General features: G+C 35.9%; 17 protein-coding genes and 1 other annotated feature. Of the genes, 15 read left to right on the top strand and 2 right to left on the bottom strand.

All coding sequences use genetic code 11. The features are described 5' to 3' along the window. Nucleotides 1–153: 153 nt before the first annotated feature. The 12 genes from rplK to tuf all read left to right on the top strand — a co-directional run bounded on the left by rplK (nt 154) and on the right by tuf (nt 16,289). Entirely contained in the window at nt 154–576 is a 423-nt protein-coding gene (gene rplK / locus P7F85_RS10975) for a 50S ribosomal protein L11 (protein ID WP_002451214.1), read from the top strand. A gap of 216 nt (nt 577–792) precedes the next feature. Continuing rightward, on the top strand, nt 793–1,488 hold the full coding sequence (rplA, locus tag P7F85_RS10970) for a 50S ribosomal protein L1 (RefSeq protein WP_002451215.1): 696 nt from the start codon (nt 793–795) through the stop codon (nt 1,486–1,488). Between the two features lie 340 nt (nt 1,489–1,828). After that, nucleotides 1,829–1,974 (top strand) — a sequence feature (ribosomal protein L10 leader region). A 39-nt stretch (nt 1,975–2,013) separates the two neighbouring features. Further along, complete coding sequence (rplJ, locus tag P7F85_RS10965) at nt 2,014–2,514, top strand: 50S ribosomal protein L10 (RefSeq protein WP_002451216.1); 501 nt, start codon at nt 2,014–2,016, stop codon at nt 2,512–2,514. A gap of 39 nt (nt 2,515–2,553) precedes the next feature. Further along, nucleotides 2,554–2,922: a 50S ribosomal protein L7/L12 gene (gene rplL / locus P7F85_RS10960; protein WP_002451217.1), complete on the top strand. Its 369-nt coding sequence runs from the start codon at nt 2,554–2,556 to the stop codon at nt 2,920–2,922. A 159-nt stretch (nt 2,923–3,081) separates the two neighbouring features. Beyond that, nucleotides 3,082–3,690, top strand: coding sequence for a class I SAM-dependent methyltransferase (locus P7F85_RS10955; RefSeq protein ID WP_002465553.1), 609 nt, complete (start codon nt 3,082–3,084; stop codon nt 3,688–3,690). Nucleotides 3,691–3,907: 217 nt separating this feature from the next. Continuing rightward, nucleotides 3,908–7,459, top strand: a complete 3,552-nt coding sequence (gene rpoB, locus P7F85_RS10950; RefSeq protein WP_002465563.1) for a DNA-directed RNA polymerase subunit beta — start codon at nt 3,908–3,910, stop codon at nt 7,457–7,459. Between the two features lie 162 nt (nt 7,460–7,621). After that, entirely contained in the window at nt 7,622–11,218 is a 3,597-nt protein-coding gene (gene rpoC, locus P7F85_RS10945) for a DNA-directed RNA polymerase subunit beta' (protein WP_447158580.1), read from the top strand. A 148-nt stretch (nt 11,219–11,366) separates the two neighbouring features. Next, the gene (locus tag P7F85_RS10940; RefSeq protein WP_002451221.1) at nt 11,367–11,627 is read left to right on the top strand and encodes a ribosomal L7Ae/L30e/S12e/Gadd45 family protein; all 261 of its coding nucleotides are present in this window, start codon (nt 11,367–11,369) and stop codon (nt 11,625–11,627) included. Between the two features lie 89 nt (nt 11,628–11,716). Further along, complete coding sequence (gene rpsL / locus P7F85_RS10935; RefSeq protein ID WP_002451222.1) at nt 11,717–12,130, top strand: 30S ribosomal protein S12; 414 nt, start codon at nt 11,717–11,719, stop codon at nt 12,128–12,130. 71 nt (nt 12,131–12,201) lie between these two features. Further along, the gene (gene rpsG, locus P7F85_RS10930; RefSeq protein WP_002451223.1) at nt 12,202–12,672 is read left to right on the top strand and encodes a 30S ribosomal protein S7; all 471 of its coding nucleotides are present in this window, start codon (nt 12,202–12,204) and stop codon (nt 12,670–12,672) included. 119 nt (nt 12,673–12,791) lie between these two features. Beyond that, nucleotides 12,792–14,873, top strand: a complete 2,082-nt coding sequence (gene fusA / locus P7F85_RS10925; protein WP_002465568.1) for an elongation factor G — start codon at nt 12,792–12,794, stop codon at nt 14,871–14,873. Nucleotides 14,874–15,104: 231 nt separating this feature from the next. Further along, a complete protein-coding gene (gene tuf / locus P7F85_RS10920) occupies nt 15,105–16,289 on the top strand; it encodes an elongation factor Tu (RefSeq protein WP_002451225.1) in 1,185 nt (394 codons plus the stop codon). Between the two features lie 171 nt (nt 16,290–16,460). On the opposite strand, the gene P7F85_RS10915 is transcribed toward tuf, so the two are convergent. Further along, nucleotides 16,461–17,627: a M20 family metallopeptidase gene (locus P7F85_RS10915; protein WP_002465550.1), complete on the bottom strand. Its 1,167-nt coding sequence runs from the start codon at nt 17,625–17,627 to the stop codon at nt 16,461–16,463. Nucleotides 17,628–17,797: 170 nt separating this feature from the next. Here P7F85_RS10915 and P7F85_RS10910 point away from each other — a divergent pair, with 170 nt between their 5' ends. The 3 genes from P7F85_RS10910 to P7F85_RS10900 all read left to right on the top strand — a co-directional run bounded on the left by P7F85_RS10910 (nt 17,798) and on the right by P7F85_RS10900 (nt 20,772). After that, on the top strand, nt 17,798–18,985 hold the full coding sequence (locus P7F85_RS10910; RefSeq protein ID WP_002465576.1) for a glycine C-acetyltransferase: 1,188 nt from the start codon (nt 17,798–17,800) through the stop codon (nt 18,983–18,985). A gap of 68 nt (nt 18,986–19,053) precedes the next feature. Beyond that, nucleotides 19,054–19,560 carry a GNAT family N-acetyltransferase gene (locus P7F85_RS10905; RefSeq protein ID WP_002465582.1) on the top strand — a complete coding sequence of 169 codons (507 nt, stop codon included), beginning with the start codon at nt 19,054–19,056 and terminating at the stop codon, nt 19,558–19,560. 264 nt (nt 19,561–19,824) lie between these two features. Then, nucleotides 19,825–20,772, top strand: a complete 948-nt coding sequence (locus P7F85_RS10900) for an ornithine cyclodeaminase family protein (RefSeq protein WP_002465545.1) — start codon at nt 19,825–19,827, stop codon at nt 20,770–20,772. A gap of 496 nt (nt 20,773–21,268) precedes the next feature. Here the strand turns inward: P7F85_RS10900 and P7F85_RS10895 are convergent, their stop codons facing one another. After that, nucleotides 21,269–21,493 (bottom strand): hypothetical protein, encoded by a 225-nt coding sequence (locus tag P7F85_RS10895; RefSeq protein WP_002452002.1) that lies wholly within the window; start codon nt 21,491–21,493, stop codon nt 21,269–21,271. Between the last annotated feature and the right edge of the window lie 47 nt (nt 21,494–21,540).

Raw genomic sequence — 21,540 nt, 5'->3', positions numbered from 1 at the left:
AAAGTTGAAATTTTACTATTGCTTTTTGAAATAAAAAAGTGTTAAAATAATGTGGTCGCGCTTTTAGAGCGTTCATTTCGTCACGAAATGTTAAGAGTGGGAGGGCAAAACTGAGCCCTGTGACCACATCACGATATCAAGGAGGTGCACATCGTGGCTAAAAAAGTAGAAAAAGTAGTTAAATTACAAATTCCTGCAGGTAAAGCAAATCCAGCACCACCAGTTGGTCCAGCATTAGGTCAAGCAGGTGTGAATATTATGGGATTCTGTAAAGAGTTCAATGCACGTACTCAAGAACAAGCAGGTTTAATCATTCCGGTAGAAATTAGTGTATATGAAGACCGTTCATTTACATTCATTACAAAAACTCCACCGGCTCCAGTACTACTTAAAAAAGCAGCTGGCGTTGAAAAAGGTTCAGGCGAACCTAACAAAAACAAAGTTGCTTCAGTAACTAAAGATCAAGTACGTGAAATTGCTAACAGCAAAATGCAAGACTTAAATGCTGCTGACGAAGAAGCAGCTATGCGTATTATCGAAGGTACTGCTCGTAGTATGGGAATCACTGTAGAATAATAAGCAATCAAATTTAATTTGAAATGAACTGATTTAGACGATAAAAGCAGGTAACAGAATAGGTAAACAATCCATATTGTCTATGACATCTTATTGCACTTTGGTCTCTATGACTGATTTGAAGAAGAAACTATCTGTTATCTGCTCTTAACTTGTGGCTAACACAAGTAAATGTGGGAGGAAATTCCGCTAAAACCACTAAAGGAGGAACAATAAATGGCTAAAAAAGGTAAAAAGTATCAAGAAGCAGCTAATAAAGTTGACCGTACTCAATACTATAGTGTTGAAGAAGCAATCAAATTAGCTAAAGAAACAAGCATTGCTAACTTTGACGCATCAGTTGAAGTTGCATTCCGTTTAGGAATTGATACACGTAAAAATGACCAACAAATCCGTGGTGCAGTCGTGCTACCAAACGGAACTGGTAAATCACAACGTGTATTAGTATTCGCAAAAGGTGACAAAATCACTGAAGCTGAAGAAGCAGGCGCAGATTACGTAGGTGAATCTGATTACGTACAAAAAATCCAACAAGGTTGGTTTGACTTTGACGTAGTAGTTGCTACTCCAGACATGATGGGCGAAGTTGGTAAACTTGGTCGTGTATTAGGACCTAAAGGTTTAATGCCAAACCCTAAAACTGGTACTGTAACTATGGATGTTAAAAAAGCTGTTGAAGAAATCAAAGCTGGTAAAGTTGAATATCGTGCTGAAAAAGCTGGTATCGTACATGCTTCTATCGGTAAAGTTTCATTTAGCGATGAAAAATTAGTTGAAAACTTCAAAGCCTTACAAGATGTATTAGCAAAAGCTAAACCATCTTCATCTAAAGGTACTTACTTCAAATCTGTTGCTGTTACAACAACAATGGGTCCTGGAGTAAAAGTTGATACTGCTTCATTCAAACTATAATTTAAATATATTTAAATTACATTAAGCCTAGAACAGTTTATGTTCTAGGCTTGATTTTTGAAAAAAAGATAATTGATAATTTTTATAAGCAGTGTAAAATGATTGTATTCGAGTTAATGCTATGCAGGAGATGCTAGAATTATTCCTAAAATCGACAAGCATTAAAATGCATTGAATTAAGGAGCGCCTGAGCAAGGTTCATGCATAAGAAACTCTAAGCATTAAAATGCATTAGATTAAGGAGTGCCTGAGCATAGCTCATGCATAAGAAACTCTAAGCATTAAAATGCAAAGAGTTTCTAAAAATATATTGACATATTACAATTAAACGGTTATATTAATTATTGTGATTATTTTACCTAAGACAGTAGGAGTTATTTGATAACTTAAAAACCGATCCTGCCGAGGCTAAAATTGACTTGAACGTGACTATTAAACTTTCAAGCACTTTTTGCCGTGGGTAGAAAGTGCTTTTTTTATTAATCTTAAAAAAAGCACCGAAAAATACTAAATGGAGGTGTCTGAATGTCTGCTATCATTGAAGCTAAAAAACAATTAGTTGATACTATTGCTGATCAACTTAAAAACTCAGTTTCAACAGTGATCGTTGACTACCGTGGATTAACAGTAGCTGAAGTTACTGAATTACGTAAACAATTACGTGAAGCTGGTGTTGAGTATAAAGTATACAAAAACACAATGGTACGTCGCGCAGCTGAAAAAGCTGGAATCGAAGGCTTAGATGAATTCTTAACAGGTCCAACTGCTATTGCAACTTCAACAGAAGATGTTGTAGCTCCAGCAAAAGTTATTGCAGGATTTGCTAAAGAACATGAAGCTTTAGAAGTTAAATCAGGCGTTATGGAAGGAAATGTTATTTCAGCAGAAGAAGTTAAAACTGTTGGTTCATTACCTTCACACGACGGTCTTGTATCTATGCTTTTATCTGTATTACAAGCTCCAGTACGCAACTTCGCTTATGCGGTTAAAGCTGTTGGAGAACAAAAAGAAGAAAGCGCTGAATAATTGCGCATAAAAAATTAAAAATAACGGAGGAATTATAAAATGGCTAATCAAGAACAAATCATTGAAGCAATTAAAGAAATGTCAGTTTTAGAATTAAACGATTTAGTAAAAGCAATTGAAGAAGAATTTGGTGTAACTGCAGCAGCTCCAGTAGCAGCAGCAGGTGCAGCTGGCGGCGGAGAAGCAGCAGCTGAAAAAACTGAATTTGATGTTGAATTAACTTCAGCTGGATCTTCAAAAATCAAAGTTGTTAAAGCTGTTAAAGAAGCAACTGGCTTAGGATTAAAAGATGCTAAAGAATTAGTAGACGGAGCTCCTAAAGTAATCAAAGAAGCTATGCCTAAAGAAGACGCTGAAAAACTTAAAGAACAATTAGAAGAAGTTGGAGCTACAGTAGAATTAAAATAGTTCTAGTTTCCTAACTAAATAATATGGTTATTGATTTTTAAATCGTAATCACATTCTTTGAGAAGTTAAAAACCCCGTTATCGCGATAACGGGGTTTTTAATTCATTTATAGCTAAATTTAGAATAATAGGAATGCAAAAGACTGATAGAGGTGAAGACATGAGTCATTACTACGACGAAAATCCGGAAGTAAAAAGTGATGAAAAACAAATTACTTATGAATGTTATCAACATTCTATTAATTTAATAACAGATAATGGTGTGTTTTCTAGAGATAAAGTGGATTTTGGATCTGATTTACTAATCCAAACATTCTTGAAAGCAAATCCTCCTGGACCGAGTAAAACAATTGCTGATGTAGGTTGTGGATATGGTCCAATTGGACTAATGATTGCTAAAGTATCACCACATCACCATATTACAATGTTAGACGTCAATCGTAGAGCATTAGAATTAGCTAAAAAGAATAAAAAGAAAAATCATATTGAAAATGCGGATATTTTCGAAAGTGATGGTATGACTCAGGTTGATAATAACCAATTTGATTTTGTGTTAACAAATCCGCCAATCAGGGCGGGCAAAACTGTCGTTCATCGTATTTTTGAAGAAGCGTATCAAAAATTGAAAAGTAATGGCGAATTATTTGTTGTTATTCAAAAAAAACAAGGTATGCCTTCAGCTAAAAAGAAAATGGATGAATTATTTAACAATGTGGAAGTTGTGAATAAAAGTAAAGGATACTATATATTGAAAAGCGTAAAAGCTTGATTTAATAGTATTATTCTGATATAGTTATAAAATGTAAAAATTTATGTTCAATAAGTGTGTACTTTTACGCAAAAACAAATAAGTAAATCAAGATAAATATAGAATAGAAAATGGTGTCATCTGAAGTGTTGCCGTTTTCTTTTTGTCTTTAAATCTTGTGGCACTCTTTGTTTTATTAGTAAAAGCAACCCACACAATTTTTGAGGGGTGAATCTGTTTGGCAGGTCAAGTTGTCCAATATGGAAGACATCGTAAACGTAGAAACTACGCGAGAATTTCAGAAGTATTAGAATTACCGAACTTAATAGAAATTCAAACAAAATCTTACGATTGGTTCCTTAAAGAAGGTTTATTAGAAATGTTTAGAGACATTTCTCCGATTGAAGATTTCACAGGAAACCTATCTTTAGAATTTGTAGATTATAGATTAGGTGAACCAAAATACGACTTAGAAGAATCAAAAAACCGTGACGCTACTTATGCTGCACCTCTTCGTGTAAAAGTACGTCTTATTATTAAAGAAACTGGCGAAGTGAAAGAGCAAGAAGTATTTATGGGTGATTTCCCATTAATGACTGATACAGGTACATTTGTAATTAATGGTGCAGAACGTGTTATCGTATCACAATTAGTACGTTCACCATCCGTATATTTCAATGAAAAACTTGATAAAAACGGACGTGAAAACTACGATGCAACTATCATTCCTAACCGTGGTGCATGGTTAGAATATGAAACTGATGCTAAAGATGTAGTTTATGTACGTATTGATAGAACTCGTAAATTACCATTAACTGTATTGTTAAGAGCATTAGGTTTCTCTAGTGACCAAGAAATCGTTGATTTACTTGGCGACAGTGAATACTTACGCAATACGCTTGAAAAAGATGGTACTGAAAATACTGAACAAGCATTATTAGAAATTTATGAGCGTTTACGCCCTGGCGAACCACCAACAGTTGAAAATGCTAAAAGTTTATTATATTCACGTTTCTTCGATCCAAAACGTTATGACTTAGCAAGCGTTGGTCGTTATAAAGCTAATAAAAAACTTCACTTAAAACACCGTTTATTCAATCAAAAATTAGCAGAACCAATTGTTAATAGTGAAACGGGTGAAATTGTTGTTGAAGAAGGTACAGTTCTTGATCGTCGTAAGTTAGACGAGATCATGGATGTATTAGAAGCAAATGCTAATAGTGAAGTGTTCGAACTAGAAGGAACAGTTATTGATGAACCAGTTGAAATTCAATCAATTAAAGTATATGTTCCAAATGATGATGAAGGTCGTACAACTACAGTGATCGGTAATGCATTACCGGATTCTGAAGTTAAATGTATTACGCCAGCTGACATCATTGCTTCAATGAGTTACTTCTTTAACTTATTAAGTGGTATTGGTTATACAGACGATATTGACCATTTAGGTAATCGTCGTTTACGTTCAGTAGGCGAACTATTACAAAACCAATTCCGTATTGGTTTATCAAGAATGGAGCGTGTGGTACGTGAAAGAATGTCTATTCAAGACACTGATTCAATCACACCACAACAATTAATCAATATTCGCCCAGTTATTGCATCAATAAAAGAATTCTTTGGTAGTTCTCAATTATCACAATTCATGGACCAAGCTAACCCATTAGCAGAGTTGACACATAAACGTCGTTTATCTGCTTTAGGACCTGGTGGTTTAACACGTGAACGTGCACAAATGGAGGTACGTGACGTACACTATTCTCACTATGGTCGTATGTGTCCAATTGAAACGCCAGAGGGTCCAAACATTGGATTAATCAACTCATTATCTAGTTATGCACGTGTAAACGAATTTGGTTTCATTGAAACACCATATCGTAAAGTGGATTTAGACACTAATGCGATTACAGACCAAATCGATTATTTAACTGCTGACGAAGAAGATAGTTATGTTGTTGCCCAAGCGAACTCACGTTTAGATGAAAACGGACGTTTCATAGATGATGAAGTAGTTTGTCGTTTCCGTGGTAATAACACAGTAATGGCTAAAGAAAAAATGGATTACATGGACGTTTCACCTAAGCAGGTTGTTTCAGCCGCTACAGCTTGTATTCCATTCTTAGAAAACGATGACTCTAACCGTGCATTAATGGGTGCGAACATGCAACGTCAAGCAGTACCATTGATGAATCCTGAAGCACCATTCGTTGGTACAGGTATGGAGCATGTTGCTGCGCGTGACTCTGGTGCGGCAATTACAGCTAACCACAGAGGTCGTGTTGAACATGTTGAGTCTAATGAAATCTTAGTACGTCGATTAGTAGAACAAGACGGCCAAGAGTATGAAGGTGAATTAGATCGCTATCCATTAGCGAAATTCAAACGTTCAAACTCAGGTACATGTTACAACCAACGCCCAATTGTTGCTGCAGGTGACATTGTTGAATACAACGAAATCTTAGCCGATGGTCCTTCAATGGAATTAGGTGAAATGGCCTTAGGTCGTAACGTAGTTGTAGGATTCATGACATGGGATGGTTACAACTATGAGGATGCTGTTATCATGAGTGAGCGTCTAGTTAAAGATGACGTATACACTTCTATCCATATTGAAGAATATGAATCAGAAGCACGTGATACTAAACTAGGACCTGAAGAAATTACTCGTGATATTCCTAACGTTTCTGAAAGTGCACTTAAAAACTTAGACGAACGTGGTATTGTATATGTCGGTGCTGAAGTTAAAGATGGAGATATCTTAGTAGGTAAAGTAACGCCTAAAGGGGTTACAGAGCTTACAGCTGAAGAAAGATTATTACATGCTATCTTTGGTGAAAAAGCACGTGAAGTACGTGATACATCATTACGTGTACCACACGGTGCTGGCGGTATCGTATTAGATGTTAAAGTCTTCAATCGTGAAGAAGGAGACGACACATTATCACCAGGTGTTAACCAATTAGTACGTGTTTACATCGTTCAAAAACGTAAAATTCACGTCGGAGATAAAATGTGTGGTCGTCATGGTAATAAAGGTGTCATCTCAAAAATCGTTCCAGAAGAAGATATGCCATATTTACCAGACGGACGTCCAATTGACATCATGTTAAACCCACTAGGTGTACCATCACGTATGAACATCGGACAAGTTCTTGAATTACATTTAGGTATGGCTGCTAAAAACTTAGGCATCCATGTTGCATCTCCAGTATTCGATGGTGCTAATGATGATGACGTATGGTCAACTATTGAAGAAGCTGGCATGGCACGTGACGGTAAAACTGTATTATACGATGGTCGAACTGGTGAACCATTCGACAACCGTATTTCAGTAGGTGTTATGTACATGCTTAAACTTGCACACATGGTTGACGATAAATTACATGCGCGTTCAACTGGTCCATACTCATTAGTAACGCAACAACCACTAGGTGGTAAAGCACAATTTGGTGGACAACGTTTCGGTGAGATGGAGGTATGGGCACTTGAAGCATATGGTGCTGCATACACATTACAAGAAATCTTGACTTATAAATCAGATGATACAGTAGGTCGTGTTAAAACATACGAATCTATTGTTAAAGGTGAAAATATCTCTAGACCAAATGTTCCTGAATCATTCCGAGTATTGATGAAAGAATTACAAAGTTTAGGATTAGACGTCAAAGTGATGGATGAGCAAGATAACGAAATCGAAATGGCCGACATTGAAGATGAAGATGTAACAGAACGCAAAGTAGATTTACAACAAAAAGATGCGCCAGAATCACAAAAAGAAACTACTGATTAATATGCACTTAAGATAATTAGAATGATAGAGGTGGAGCGATTTTAAATGTCGCTCCTACCTTTCTCAAATTCTATATACTATAAATGTAAATCAATCAAATAGCACAGCTAATCTAAATTGAAGGAGGTAGGCTCCTTGATTGATGTAAATAATTTCCATTATATGAAAATAGGATTAGCTTCACCTGAAAAGATTCGTTCATGGTCTTATGGTGAAGTTAAGAAGCCTGAAACAATTAACTATCGTACGTTAAAACCTGAAAAAGACGGTCTTTTCTGTGAAAGAATATTTGGACCAACTAAAGATTGGGAATGTAGTTGCGGTAAATACAAACGTGTACGCTATAAAGGTATGGTCTGTGATAGATGTGGTGTTGAAGTAACGAAGTCTAAAGTACGTCGTGAAAGAATGGGACACATCGAATTAGCAGCACCAGTATCACACATTTGGTACTTCAAAGGTATTCCAAGCCGTATGGGCCTTTTATTAGATATGTCTCCAAGAGCATTAGAAGAAGTTATTTATTTTGCTTCTTATGTTGTTGTTGATCCAGGTCCAACAGGTTTAGAAAAGAAAACTTTATTATCTGAAGCAGAATTCAGAGATTATTATGATAAATATCCAGGTCAATTTGTAGCTAAAATGGGTGCTGAAGGTATCAGAGACTTGTTATCTGAAATTGACTTAGATGAAGAATTAAAAATCTTACGTGATGAATTAGAATCTGCAACAGGACAAAGACTTACTCGTGCTATTAAACGTTTAGAAGTTGTTGAATCATTCCGTAACTCTGGTAATGATCCAGCATGGATGATTTTAGATGTACTTCCTATCATTCCACCTGAAATCCGTCCAATGGTTCAATTAGACGGTGGACGTTTTGCTACAAGTGACTTAAACGATTTATATAGACGTGTTATTAACCGTAATAACCGTTTGAAACGTTTATTAGATCTTGGTGCACCTGGAATCATTGTTCAAAACGAAAAACGTATGTTACAAGAAGCTGTTGATGCTTTAATCGATAATGGTCGTCGTGGCCGTCCTGTAACTGGACCAGGTAACCGTCCATTAAAATCATTGTCACATATGTTAAAAGGTAAACAAGGTCGTTTCCGTCAAAACTTACTTGGTAAACGTGTTGACTATTCAGGTCGTTCCGTTATCGCAGTAGGTCCAAGTCTGAAAATGTATCAATGTGGATTACCTAAAGAAATGGCGCTAGAATTATTTAAACCTTTCGTTATGAAAGAGTTAGTTCAACGTGAAATTGCAACAAATATCAAAAATGCTAAAAGTAAAATTGAACGCATGGATGACGAAGTTTGGGACGTTTTAGAAGAAGTTATCGTAGAACACCCAGTACTACTTAACCGTGCGCCTACGCTTCACAGATTAGGTATCCAAGCATTCGAACCAACATTGGTAGAAGGTCGTGCAATCCGTCTACACCCACTTGTTACTACAGCATATAACGCTGACTTTGATGGTGACCAAATGGCGGTTCACGTTCCATTATCTAAAGAAGCGCAAGCTGAAGCACGTATGTTAATGTTAGCTGCTCAAAATATCTTAAACCCTAAAGATGGTAAACCAGTTGTTACACCATCTCAGGATATGGTATTAGGTAACTACTACTTAACACTTGAACGTGCAGACGCAGTTAATACTGGTACTATCTATAATGATACAAACGAAGTATTAAAAGCTTATGCAAATGGATATGTTCACTTACACACTAGAATTGGTGTTCATGCAAGTTCATTCAATAATCCGACATTCACTGAGGAGCAAAATAAGAAAATCTTAGCTACATCAGTAGGTAAAATTATCTTTAATGAAATCATACCTGATTCATTTGCTTATATTAACGAGCCAACTCAAACTAACCTTGAGGGAACAACACCTGATAAATACTTTGTTGACCCAACAGAGTTAGGTGAAGGCGGATTAAAAGAATTCTTTGAAACTAAAGAATTAATTGAACCATTCAATAAAAAATTCTTAGGTAATATCATCGCTGAAGTATTCAACAGATTCAGTATTACTGATACATCTATGATGCTTGACCGTATGAAAGACTTAGGATTCAAGTTCTCATCTAAAGCGGGTATTACTGTTGGTGTATCTGATATCGTGGTATTACCAGATAAAAAAGATATCCTAGATGAACATGAAAAATTAGTTGAACGTGTGACTAAACAATTCAATCGTGGTTTAATCACTGAAGAAGAAAGATACAATGCTGTCGTTGAAATTTGGACAGATGCTAAAGATCAAATTCAAGGTGAATTAATGCAATCACTTGAAAAAACAAACCCAATCTTCATGATGAGTGACTCTGGTGCCCGTGGTAACGCATCTAACTTTACTCAGTTAGCTGGTATGCGTGGATTAATGGCTGCACCATCAGGAAAAATCATTGAATTACCAATCACTTCATCATTCCGTGAAGGTTTAACAGTGTTAGAGTACTTCATCTCTACTCATGGTGCGCGTAAAGGTCTTGCCGATACAGCACTTAAAACAGCTGACTCAGGTTACCTTACTCGTCGTCTTGTTGACGTTGCGCAAGATGTTATTGTACGTGAAGAAGATTGTGGTACTGACCGTGGCTTACTTGTTTCTGACATCAAAGAAGGTACAGAAATGATTGAACCATTCATTGAACGTATCGAAGGACGTTATTCAAAAGAAACAATTCGTCACCCTGAAACAGATGAAGTTATTATTCGCCCAGACGAATTAATTACTGCGGAAATCGCTAAGAAAATTACTGATGCTGGTATCGAACAAATGTATATCCGCTCAGCATTCACTTGTAATACACGTCATGGTGTATGTGAAAAATGTTATGGTAAAAACCTTGCAACAGGTGAAAAAGTTGAAGTTGGTGAAGCAGTTGGTACAATCGCTGCCCAATCAATCGGTGAACCAGGTACACAGCTTACAATGCGTACCTTCCATACAGGTGGGGTAGCCGGAAGCGATATCACTCAAGGTCTTCCACGTATCCAAGAGATCTTTGAAGCCCGTAACCCTAAAGGTCAAGCGGTAATCACTGAAATCGAAGGTGTAGTAGAAGATATTAAATTAGCGAAAGACCGTCAACAAGAAATTGTTGTTAAAGGTGAAAATGAAACTAGATCTTATCTAGCTTCAGGTACTTCTAGACTTAAAGTGGAAGTAGGACAATCAGTTGAACGTGGTGAAGTATTAACTGAAGGTTCAATCGAACCGAAAAACTACTTATCAGTTGCTGGTTTAAATGCTACAGAAAGCTACTTATTAAAAGAAGTACAAAAAGTTTACCGTATGCAAGGTGTTGAAATTGATGATAAACACGTTGAGGTTATGGTTAGACAAATGTTACGTAAAGTACGTATCATCGAAGCAGGAGATACTAAGTTATTACCTGGTTCATTAGTTGATATTCACAACTTTACTGACGCTAACAGAGATGCATTTAAAGAACGTAAACGCCCTGCAACTGCTAAGCCAGTATTGCTTGGTATTACAAAAGCTTCTCTTGAAACAGAAAGCTTCTTATCTGCAGCTTCATTCCAAGAAACAACTCGTGTTCTTACTGATGCAGCTATTAAAGGTAAACGCGATGACTTACTTGGTCTTAAAGAAAATGTTATTATTGGTAAACTTATCCCAGCTGGTACAGGTATGAGACGTTATAGTGACGTTCAATACGATAAAAATGTAGCGCCAGTTGCTAGTTCTGAAGAAGAAGTAGAAGTTACTGAATAATTGATATAACGATCAAGAGGTTAGACTTAGTTCTAACCTCTTGATTCTTATTTATTTCATAAAAACACGAATAAATATTGACTATTGTACTGTAACAATGTTAATATATTATAGGTTGATGCAAGCAGAACTTTGGAGGATATTGAACATGTCTAATGAAAAAGTTGCACGCTTTAACAAACAACAATATGTAGTTGGTCTTAAGGAAACGCTCAAAGCGTTGAATAAAGATCAAGTTACATCATTGATTATTGCTCGAGACGTAGAAGTTCATCTAATGACTCGCGTGTTAAGCCAAATCAATCAAAAAAATATACCATATACACTTTTCTCATCTAAGAAAGAATTAGGAGAATATGTAGGTATCAATGTAAATGCAACAATCGTTGCTATATTGAATGAGAATTAGTAAGTGTCTGCTTACTAAATTTTATTTAACCTTAAAATGAACCACCTGGATGTGTGGGATTAAAAAATGAAGAGAGGAGGACATATTCAATGCCAACTATTAACCAATTAGTACGTAAACCAAGACAAAGCAAATCAAAAAAATCTGATTCACCAGCTTTAAACAGAGGTTTTAACAGTAAGAAGAAACAATTCACTGAATTGAATTCTCCACAAAAACGTGGCGTATGTACTCGTGTGGGTACTATGACACCTAAAAAACCTAACTCAGCGTTACGTAAATATGCACGTGTGCGTTTATCAAACAATATTGAAATCAACGCATACATTCCTGGTATCGGCCATAACTTACAAGAACACAGTGTTGTACTTGTACGTGGTGGACGTGTAAAAGACTTACCTGGTGTGCGTTACCATATTGTGCGTGGTGCACTTGATACTTCAGGTGTAGACGGACGTAGACAAGGTCGTTCATTATACGGAACTAAAAAACCTAAAAATTAATTTTTAAGATTACGTAAATTTTAAAAATAATTAATCACAATATACTATAATAGGAAGGGAGGATTTACATTATGCCTCGTAAAGGATCAGTACCTAAAAGAGACGTATTACCAGATCCAATTCATAACTCAAAATTAGTTACAAAATTAATTAACAAAATTATGTTAGATGGTAAACGCGGAACAGCTCAAAGAATTCTTTATTCAGCATTCGACCTAGTTGAAGAACGTAGTGGTCGTCAAGCTATTGAAGTATTCGAAGAAGCAATTGAAAACATTATGCCAGTATTAGAAGTTAAAGCTCGTCGTGTGGGTGGTTCAAACTACCAAGTACCTGTTGAGGTACGCCCAGAACGTCGTTCTACTTTAGGATTACGTTGGTTAGTTAACTATGCGCGTCTTCGTGGTGAAAAAACTATGGAAGAACGTTTAGCTAACGAAATCTTAGATGCAGCAAATAATACAGGTGGTGCAGTTAAGAAACGTGAGGACACTCACAAAATGGCTGAAGCTAACAAAGCATTTGCTCACTACCGTTGGTAAGATTAAAGCTTTTACCCTGAGCGTGTTCCGTAACATTGGTTTACCAATAATGGCTCATGCTTAGGGCATCGCCATATCTAAAGTACTTATTCAGTAATAACTGGAAGGAGAAAAAATACATGGCAAGAGAATTTTCTTTGAAAAATACTCGTAATATCGGTATCATGGCTCACATTGATGCTGGTAAAACTACTACGACAGAACGTATTCTTTATTACACAGGTCGTATCCACAAAATTGGTGAAACACACGAAGGTGCTTCACAAATGGACTGGATGGAACAAGAGCAAGACCGTGGTATTACTATCACATCTGCAGCAACAACTGCAGCTTGGGACGGCCACCGTGTAAATATCATCGATACACCAGGACACGTAGACTTCACAGTTGAGGTTGAACGTTCATTACGTGTACTTGACGGTGCGGTTACAGTACTTGATGCTCAATCAGGTGTTGAACCACAAACTGAAACAGTTTGGCGTCAGGCTACAACATACGGCGTACCTCGTATCGTTTTCATCAACAAAATGGATAAATTAGGTGCAAACTTTGAATACTCTGTAAGCACATTACATGATCGTTTACAAGCTAATGCTGCACCTATCCAATTACCTATCGGTGCTGAAGATGAATTCGAAGCTATCATTGACTTAGTTGAAATGAAATGCTTCAAATACACTAATGACTTAGGTACAGAAATTGATGAAATTGAAATTCCTGAAGATCACAAAGAAAGAGCTGAAGAAGCTCGTTCAACATTAATTGAAGCAGTAGCTGAAACTAATGATGAATTAATGGAAAAATATCTTGGTGATGAAGAAATTTCAGTAGAAGAATTAAAAAATGCAATCCGTCAAGCTACAACTGACGTAGAATTCTACCCAGTTCTTTGCGGTACTGCATTCAAAAACAAAGGTGTTCAATTAATGCTTAACGCTGTAATTGATTACCTACCATCTCCTTTAGATGTTAAACCAATCGTTGGTCACCGTGCTAATGATCCTGAAGAAGAAGTAATTGCTAAACCAGACGATTCAGCTGAATTCGCTGCATTAGCATTCAAAGTTATGACTGACCCTTATGTTGGTAAATTAACTTTCTTCCGTGTTTACTCAGGTACTTTAAGCTCAGGTTCTTACGTGAAGAACTCATCTAAAGACAAACGTGAACGTGTAGGTCGTTTATTACAAATGCACGCTAACTCACGTCAAGAGATTGACACTGTTTACTCAGGCGATATCGCTGCTGCGGTAGGTCTTAAAGAAACAGGTACTGGTGATACTTTATGTGGAGAGAAAAATGACATTATCTTGGAATCAATGGAATTCCCAGAGCCAGTTATCCACTTATCAGTTGAACCAAAATCTAAAGCTGACCAAGATAAAATGACTCAAGCTTTAGTTAAATTACAAGAAGAAGACCCAACTTTCCATGCACATACTGACGAAGAAACTGGACAAGTTATCATCGGTGGTATGGGTGAGTTACACTTAGACATCTTAGTTGACCGTATGAAGAAAGAATTCAACGTTGAATGTAATGTTGGTGCGCCAATGGTTTCATATCGTGAAACATTTAAACAATCAGCACAAGTTCAAGGTAAATTCTCTCGTCAATCTGGTGGTCGTGGTCAATACGGTGATGTTCACATTGAATTCACACCTAACGAAACAGGTGGCGGTTTCGAATTCGAAAACGCTATCGTCGGTGGTGTAGTTCCTCGTGAATACATTCCATCAGTTGAAGCTGGTCTTAAAGATGCAATGGAAAACGGTGTATTAGCTGGTTATCCTTTAATCGATGTTAAAGCTAAATTATTTGATGGTTCATACCATGATGTCGATTCATCTGAAATGGCCTTCAAAATTGCTGCATCATTAGCACTTAAAGAAGCTGCTAAAAAATGTGATCCAGTTATCTTAGAACCAATGATGAAAGTAACAATCGAAATGCCTGAAGAATACATGGGTGATATCATGGGTGACGTAACTGCTCGTCGTGGACGTGTAGACGGTATGGAACCTCGTGGTAATGCACAAGTTGTAAATGCTTATGTACCACTTTCAGAAATGTTCGGTTATGCTACATCATTACGTTCAAACACTCAAGGTCGCGGTACTTACACTATGTACTTTGACCACTATGCAGAAGTTCCAAAATCAATTTCTGAAGAAATCATTAAGAAAAATAAAGGCGAATAATATAACTTGTCATTACTAGCTATGCTAGGTTAAAATACAGGTTGAGCTTAGTTATAGGCTAATCGTTTTTATGAATTGATTTTTGTGGGTAAATGCATTATAAAGGAAATATGAATTAAGTAGTATTTCTTTTAGACTCAACTTAATCAAACATCTTCTCATGATGGTGAGAAACTATCATGAGAGATAATTTTGAAAATAACTTTTATTAAGAATAGGAGAGATTTAATAATGGCAAAAGAAAAATTTGATCGCTCAAAAGAACATGCCAATATTGGTACTATCGGTCACGTTGACCATGGTAAAACAACTTTAACAGCTGCTATCGCAACTGTATTAGCTAAGAATGGTGACACTGTTGCACAATCATACGACATGATTGACAACGCACCAGAAGAAAAAGAACGTGGTATTACAATCAATACTGCACACATCGAATATCAAACTGACAAACGTCACTATGCTCACGTTGACTGCCCAGGACACGCTGACTATGTTAAAAACATGATCACTGGTGCTGCGCAAATGGACGGCGGTATCTTAGTTGTATCTGCAGCTGATGGTCCAATGCCACAAACTCGTGAACACATTCTTTTATCACGTAACGTTGGTGTACCAGCTTTAGTTGTATTCTTAAACAAAGTTGATATGGTAGACGACGAAGAATTATTAGAATTAGTAGAAATGGAAGTTCGTGACTTATTATCTGAATATGACTTCCCAGGTGACGACGTACCTGTAATCGCTGGTTCAGCATTAAAAGCTTTAGAAGGCGACGAAAAATACGAAGAAAAAATCTTAGAATTAATGCAAGCAGTTGATGACTACATTCCAACTCCAGAACGTGATTCTGACAAACCATTCATGATGCCAGTTGAGGACGTATTCTCAATCACTGGTCGTGGTACTGTTGCTACAGGCCGTGTTGAACGTGGTCAAATCAAAGTTGGTGAAGAAGTTGAAATCATCGGTTTACATGACACTTCTAAAACAACTGTTACTGGTGTAGAAATGTTCCGTAAGTTATTAGACTACGCTGAAGCTGGTGACAACATCGGTGCTTTATTACGTGGTGTTGCTCGTGAAGACGTACAACGTGGTCAAGTATTAGCTGCTCCTGGTTCAATTACACCACATACAAAATTCAAAGCGGAAGTTTACGTTTTATCTAAAGACGAAGGTGGACGTCACACTCCATTCTTCAGTAACTACCGCCCACAATTCTATTTCCGTACTACTGACGTAACTGGCGTTGTTCAATTACCAGAAGGTACTGAAATGGTTATGCCTGGTGATAACGTTGAAATGACAGTAGAATTAATCGCTCCTATCGCGATTGAAGACGGTACTCGTTTCTCAATCCGTGAAGGTGGACGTACTGTAGGATCAGGCGTTGTAACTGAAATCCACGAATAATTTTATTATTCGATATATCAAAGACCCCATTACGGGGTCTTTTTTTATTTCTATAAATACATAACCTTACCGTCGATTTGTTTACCATTAAAAAATCCACTTATTACCTATGATTTAGGTAATAAGTGGATGACTTGTGTGATAAATGTTAAATATTTACAAGGTTATATTTTAAAATACATTTTCAAGTTCTAAAATTTTTAAAAATTCACTGGCAGCATATTTAAATGATGATTCATCGATATCGAAATAAGGATTATGATGAGGTGCAGTAATATTTTTATCTTGATTACCACATCCTGTTAAGAAAAATGCGCCTGGTCTGACTTTTAAATAGTGAGAGAAGTCTTCACCAATCATCATTAAATCAGATTCATTAAAGCGTAAGTGCATATCATTAGCTGCTTGTTTAACAACTTCATATGCTTGTTGATGATTATGAAGTGGTAAATAACCTTTAATGTAATTAAAATCATAAGTGATATCGTTAGCTACCGCTAAACCTTGTAATAATTTGTCCATCTTAGTTTTGATATGGTTTTGTAAATTAGTGTCGAAGGTACGTACTGTTCCTTTGCAAAACGCACTATCAGGTATCACACTATCTGAAGAGCCTGCTTGAACCATACCAAACGTTAATACCGCTTGTTTTACTGGATCGATGGTACGAGAAACTATCTTCTGAGCACTTAAAATAAATTCAGCCATAATGACAATAGGATCAATGGTTTCTTGAGGTTTAGCACCATGACCGCCTCTGCCTTGTATCGTGATACTAAATTCGTCAGGTGAGGCCATAATGGGTCCTGGACGAGAATAAATAGTACCTGTTGGATAACCGCTCCATAGATGTGTGCCATAAATCTTATCAACGTCTTGTAAGCATCCATCATTAATCATTTCTTGTGAACCACCGGGCATAATTTCTTCACCGTATTGGAATATGAAAACAACATTACCTTTTAATAAGTGACGATGTTCATTTACGATTTCTGCAACGCCTAATAATATAGCTGTATGTCCATCGTGTCCACATGCATGCATGCAACCATCATTTTTAGATTTATAAGGTACATCGTTTAATTCTTGAACAGGTAGTGCATCAAAGTCTGCTCTAAAGGCGATGGTTGGCCCTTCACCTTTTCCTTTAAAAGTAGCTTTAATACCGTTTCTACCTACTGGCGTTTGAATGTCACATGACAATTGGCTAAGTTGGTTAACTATATAGTCATGTGTTTGCTTTTCTTCAAAAGAAAGTTCAGGATATTGGTGTAAATAACGTCTTAATTGAATCATTCTCTTTTCTTTTTTACTAGCCAATTGAAACCAATCAAACAAAACTATCACTTCTTCCGTATTATTATGATAATTAGTATATCATTATCTAATAAGACAAAATAGTTCAAAATGAATATTTAGTATTAAAAATACAATAAGTGATAAGGCTTTCATGAATGGCGAAATTAAGGTATTATAAAGGTAAATAGAGATACAAGGGGGATATGGTTGTGGTTCAATCATTACATGATTTTTTAAATGAAAATATTAACTACTTGAAAGAGAATGGATTGTACAATGAAATCGATTCAATTGAAGGTGCAAATGGTCCAGAAATTAAAATTGATGGTAAAACTTACGTTAACTTGTCATCAAATAACTATTTGGGATTAGCAACAAATGAAGATTTAAAAGAAGCTGCTAAAGCTGCCATTGATTCACATGGTGTTGGTGCAGGGGCTGTTCGTTCAATTAATGGTACATTAGATTTACATGATGAATTAGAAGAAACACTAGCGAAATTTAAAGGTACAGAAGCAGCAATTGCTTATCAATCTGGTTTCAATTGTAATATGGCTGCGATTTCAGCAGTAATGAATAAAAACGATGCTATTCTATCTGATGAACTAAATCATGCTTCTATTATAGATGGTTGTCGTTTATCGAAAGCTAAAATCATTCGTGTTAACCACTCAGATATGGATGATTTAAGAGCTAAAGCTAAAGAAGCAGTAGAATCAGGTCAATATAACAAAGTAATGTATATTACTGATGGCGTATTTAGTATGGATGGCGATGTTGCCAAATTACCAGAAATTGTTAAAATCGCAGAAGAATTTGGTTTATTAACTTATGTTGATGATGCACATGGTTCTGGAGTAATGGGCAAAGGCGCGGGTACAGTTAAACACTTTGGTTTACAAGATAAAATCGATTTCCAAATTGGTACATTATCTAAAGCAATTGGTGTTGTAGGTGGCTATGTAGCGGGTACTAAAGAACTTATTGATTGGTTAAAAGCACAATCTCGTCCATTCTTATTCTCAACTTCATTAGCACCTGGAGATACTAAAGCAATTACAGAAGCAGTTAAAAAATTAATGGCTTCTACTGAGTTACATGATCAATTATGGGAAAATGCGCAATATCTTAAAGATGGCTTAGCTAAGTTAGGATTTAACACTGGTGAGTCTGAAACACCAATTACTCCTGTGATTATCGGTGATGAAAAAGATACTCAAGTATTCAGTAAACGCCTTAAAGAAGAAGGTATTTATGTTAAGTCTATCGTATTCCCTACAGTGCCAAAAGGTACAGGTAGAGTTAGAAATATGCCTACTGCAGCACATACAAAAGAAATGTTAGATAAAGCTATAGAAGCATATGAAAAAGTTGGTAAAGAACTTAACATTATTTAATCGATTTATTCAACAAATTAAGCACTCGTATTTTGCGGGTGCTTTTTAATTTTATTGGAGTGGAAACAATGGGTGAAATTCGACAACTTACATATGATGATGAATCACAATTTCTAAAGTATATTAATGAATGGTATGAAAATGAAGAAAAAATTGTCCCTGGTAATATAGATTTTAAAAAATATACAGGCTTTAAAGAAATGGTAGATCATATTAATAAGCCTAAGCCTAGAGAAGATTGGGTGGAAACAAGTACAATGTTTTACTTTAAAGATGAAGCGATTGTAGGCGCGGTTAATATTCGCTATCAACTAAATGAATCGTTAACTCGGATAGGCGGACATGTAGGCTATGGTGTAGCATCATCACAACGCGGTAAAGGCTATGCAAAAGAAATGTTGGGTCATGCTTTAGATATATTGAAAACAAAACAAGTTAAATATGTATTAATGACATGTAATCCTAAGAATTTCAGCTCTCAAAAAGTGATCTTGTATTATGGTGGCTATGAAATAGAACCTTATATCAAAAAGAATGGTGCACCTGTAAAACGGTACCATATTCCAATCAATTAATTATATGCAAAAAAACATTCCCCAAAATAGGAGAATGTGTGTCGTCAAAAGTTAAATTAAATAGTTTTGTTTAAATAAACAAAATCGCAGAGATGGTAAAGACATTTGTCTAACTATCTCTTTATTTATGTTTTTAAGAATAGCATGAATATGCGTGCAGAACAATATAAACTTTAAATTACCGACATTTTTCATTAAAATATCGGGTAAAGATGAGTATAAATGTATGAAGATACGATAATTATGTAAGATGGAGGACAGAATATGTTATATTTAACTGAAAATGATCAACAGCAATTACTCAATATGCGTGAAGTGATAGATGAAGTAGCAGAATCACTCAAAGCCTTTTCTGAAGGTAAAACTGAAACGCCATTACGCTATTCGATTCCGTTTAATGAGGATAATAGATATTTAGTCATGCCTGCGCTATCTGATGCGCTAAAAATTGTCGGATTAAAGACAGTGACCTTTGCACCTAAAAACCCGGAAAAAGGTAAATCGACCATAAGTGGCTCAGTTATTTTAAGTGATTATGAAACAGGGGAAACTTTGTCTGTTTTAGATGGTGGATATTTAACTAAAATAAGAACGGGTGCCATATCTGGTGTTGCAACAAAATATTTATCTAGAGAAGATGCAAGTGCTTTATGTGTAATTGGTGCCGGCGAACAAGCTGAAGGACTAATTGCGGCTGTTTTAGCAGTTAGAAAAATTAATACGATTCATTTTGCTAGTAGAACGACGGAGAAAGCAGAAAGATTAGCAAAACAAACAAAAGATTTATATGATGTTAATGTTGAAGTATTTGAAGATGCAAATCAGGCAATTGAAGGGACAGATATCGTTGTCACTGCTACTAATTCATCAACTCCGGTTTTCGATAGAACATTAGATCCAGGTGTTCATTTAAATGCGGTAGGTTCTTTTAAACCTGACATGCAAGAGTTACCAACAGAATCTATGATGGTTGCGAATAAAATTGTCGTAGAATCAACAGAAGCAGCAATGGAAGAAACAGGAGATTTAAAAATTCCCGAACAAGAAGGCGTATTAACACAAGATATGTTACACGCAGAGCTCGGGGATATTGTGGCAGGTCGTAAACAAGGTAGAACAGATGAGAAAGAAGTCACGCTATTTAAATCAGTGGGACTAGCAATTGTAGATATTGTCGTAGCTAATTACTTTTATAAAAAAGCACAGAAATAAAAGAAATCAGGCTAGGATATAAATATATATTTCAATTTACATTCATATTTAGGTCGTAGTTGACTGTAAAGTCATTCTTTTTCTTATAGAAATTAGAATGACTTACACATGAGTATTGACTCATGCGTTCAAATTAAGCTTTAGAGGTATACATGAACTAATGTTCATGCATAAAACCGTCTAAGTAATAAATTACAAAGACGGTTTAATGTACCAAGATTTTTTATTTCTAGTCAACCTTGCCGGGGGGCGGGCCCCAAACATAGATAATTTTGAAAAGAAAATCTACAAACAGTGCAAGTTGGGGATGGACAACAATAAAGAAATACTTTTTCTTTAGAAATTAGTATCTCTTCTGCATGAGTTTCACTCATGTATTTCTATTTTAAAGTACACATTAGCTGTGGCTAATGCGTAAGAACCACTACATAATCAATGATTAGTGGTTCTTTATTATTTCTGTCCCAGTCCTATTATCTTTATCATTATTTTCGATTTAATAAGGTCTGCGTTTATAATTATGGATAAATGACTTTATATTAATCATTAAAAAGACAATAAATATAATTAAAGATCCACCGGCTAATGCCAAAGGCAGCCATTCATCTTTACTTAATATCGTACGTATGTCTGAAATGATAAATAACATAAATATTATACTAGTAATTATTACAGTCGTTTGTTTTGATTTGTATGTTTGCAAAGGCTTTTGATTATTCATAGCATCACCCTCATTCAATAAAAATATGACTAAGTAAGACTATCCGC

Source organism: Staphylococcus sp. aM (assembly GCF_052975125.1).
This window is presented reverse-complemented; position numbering and strand designations above follow the sequence as displayed.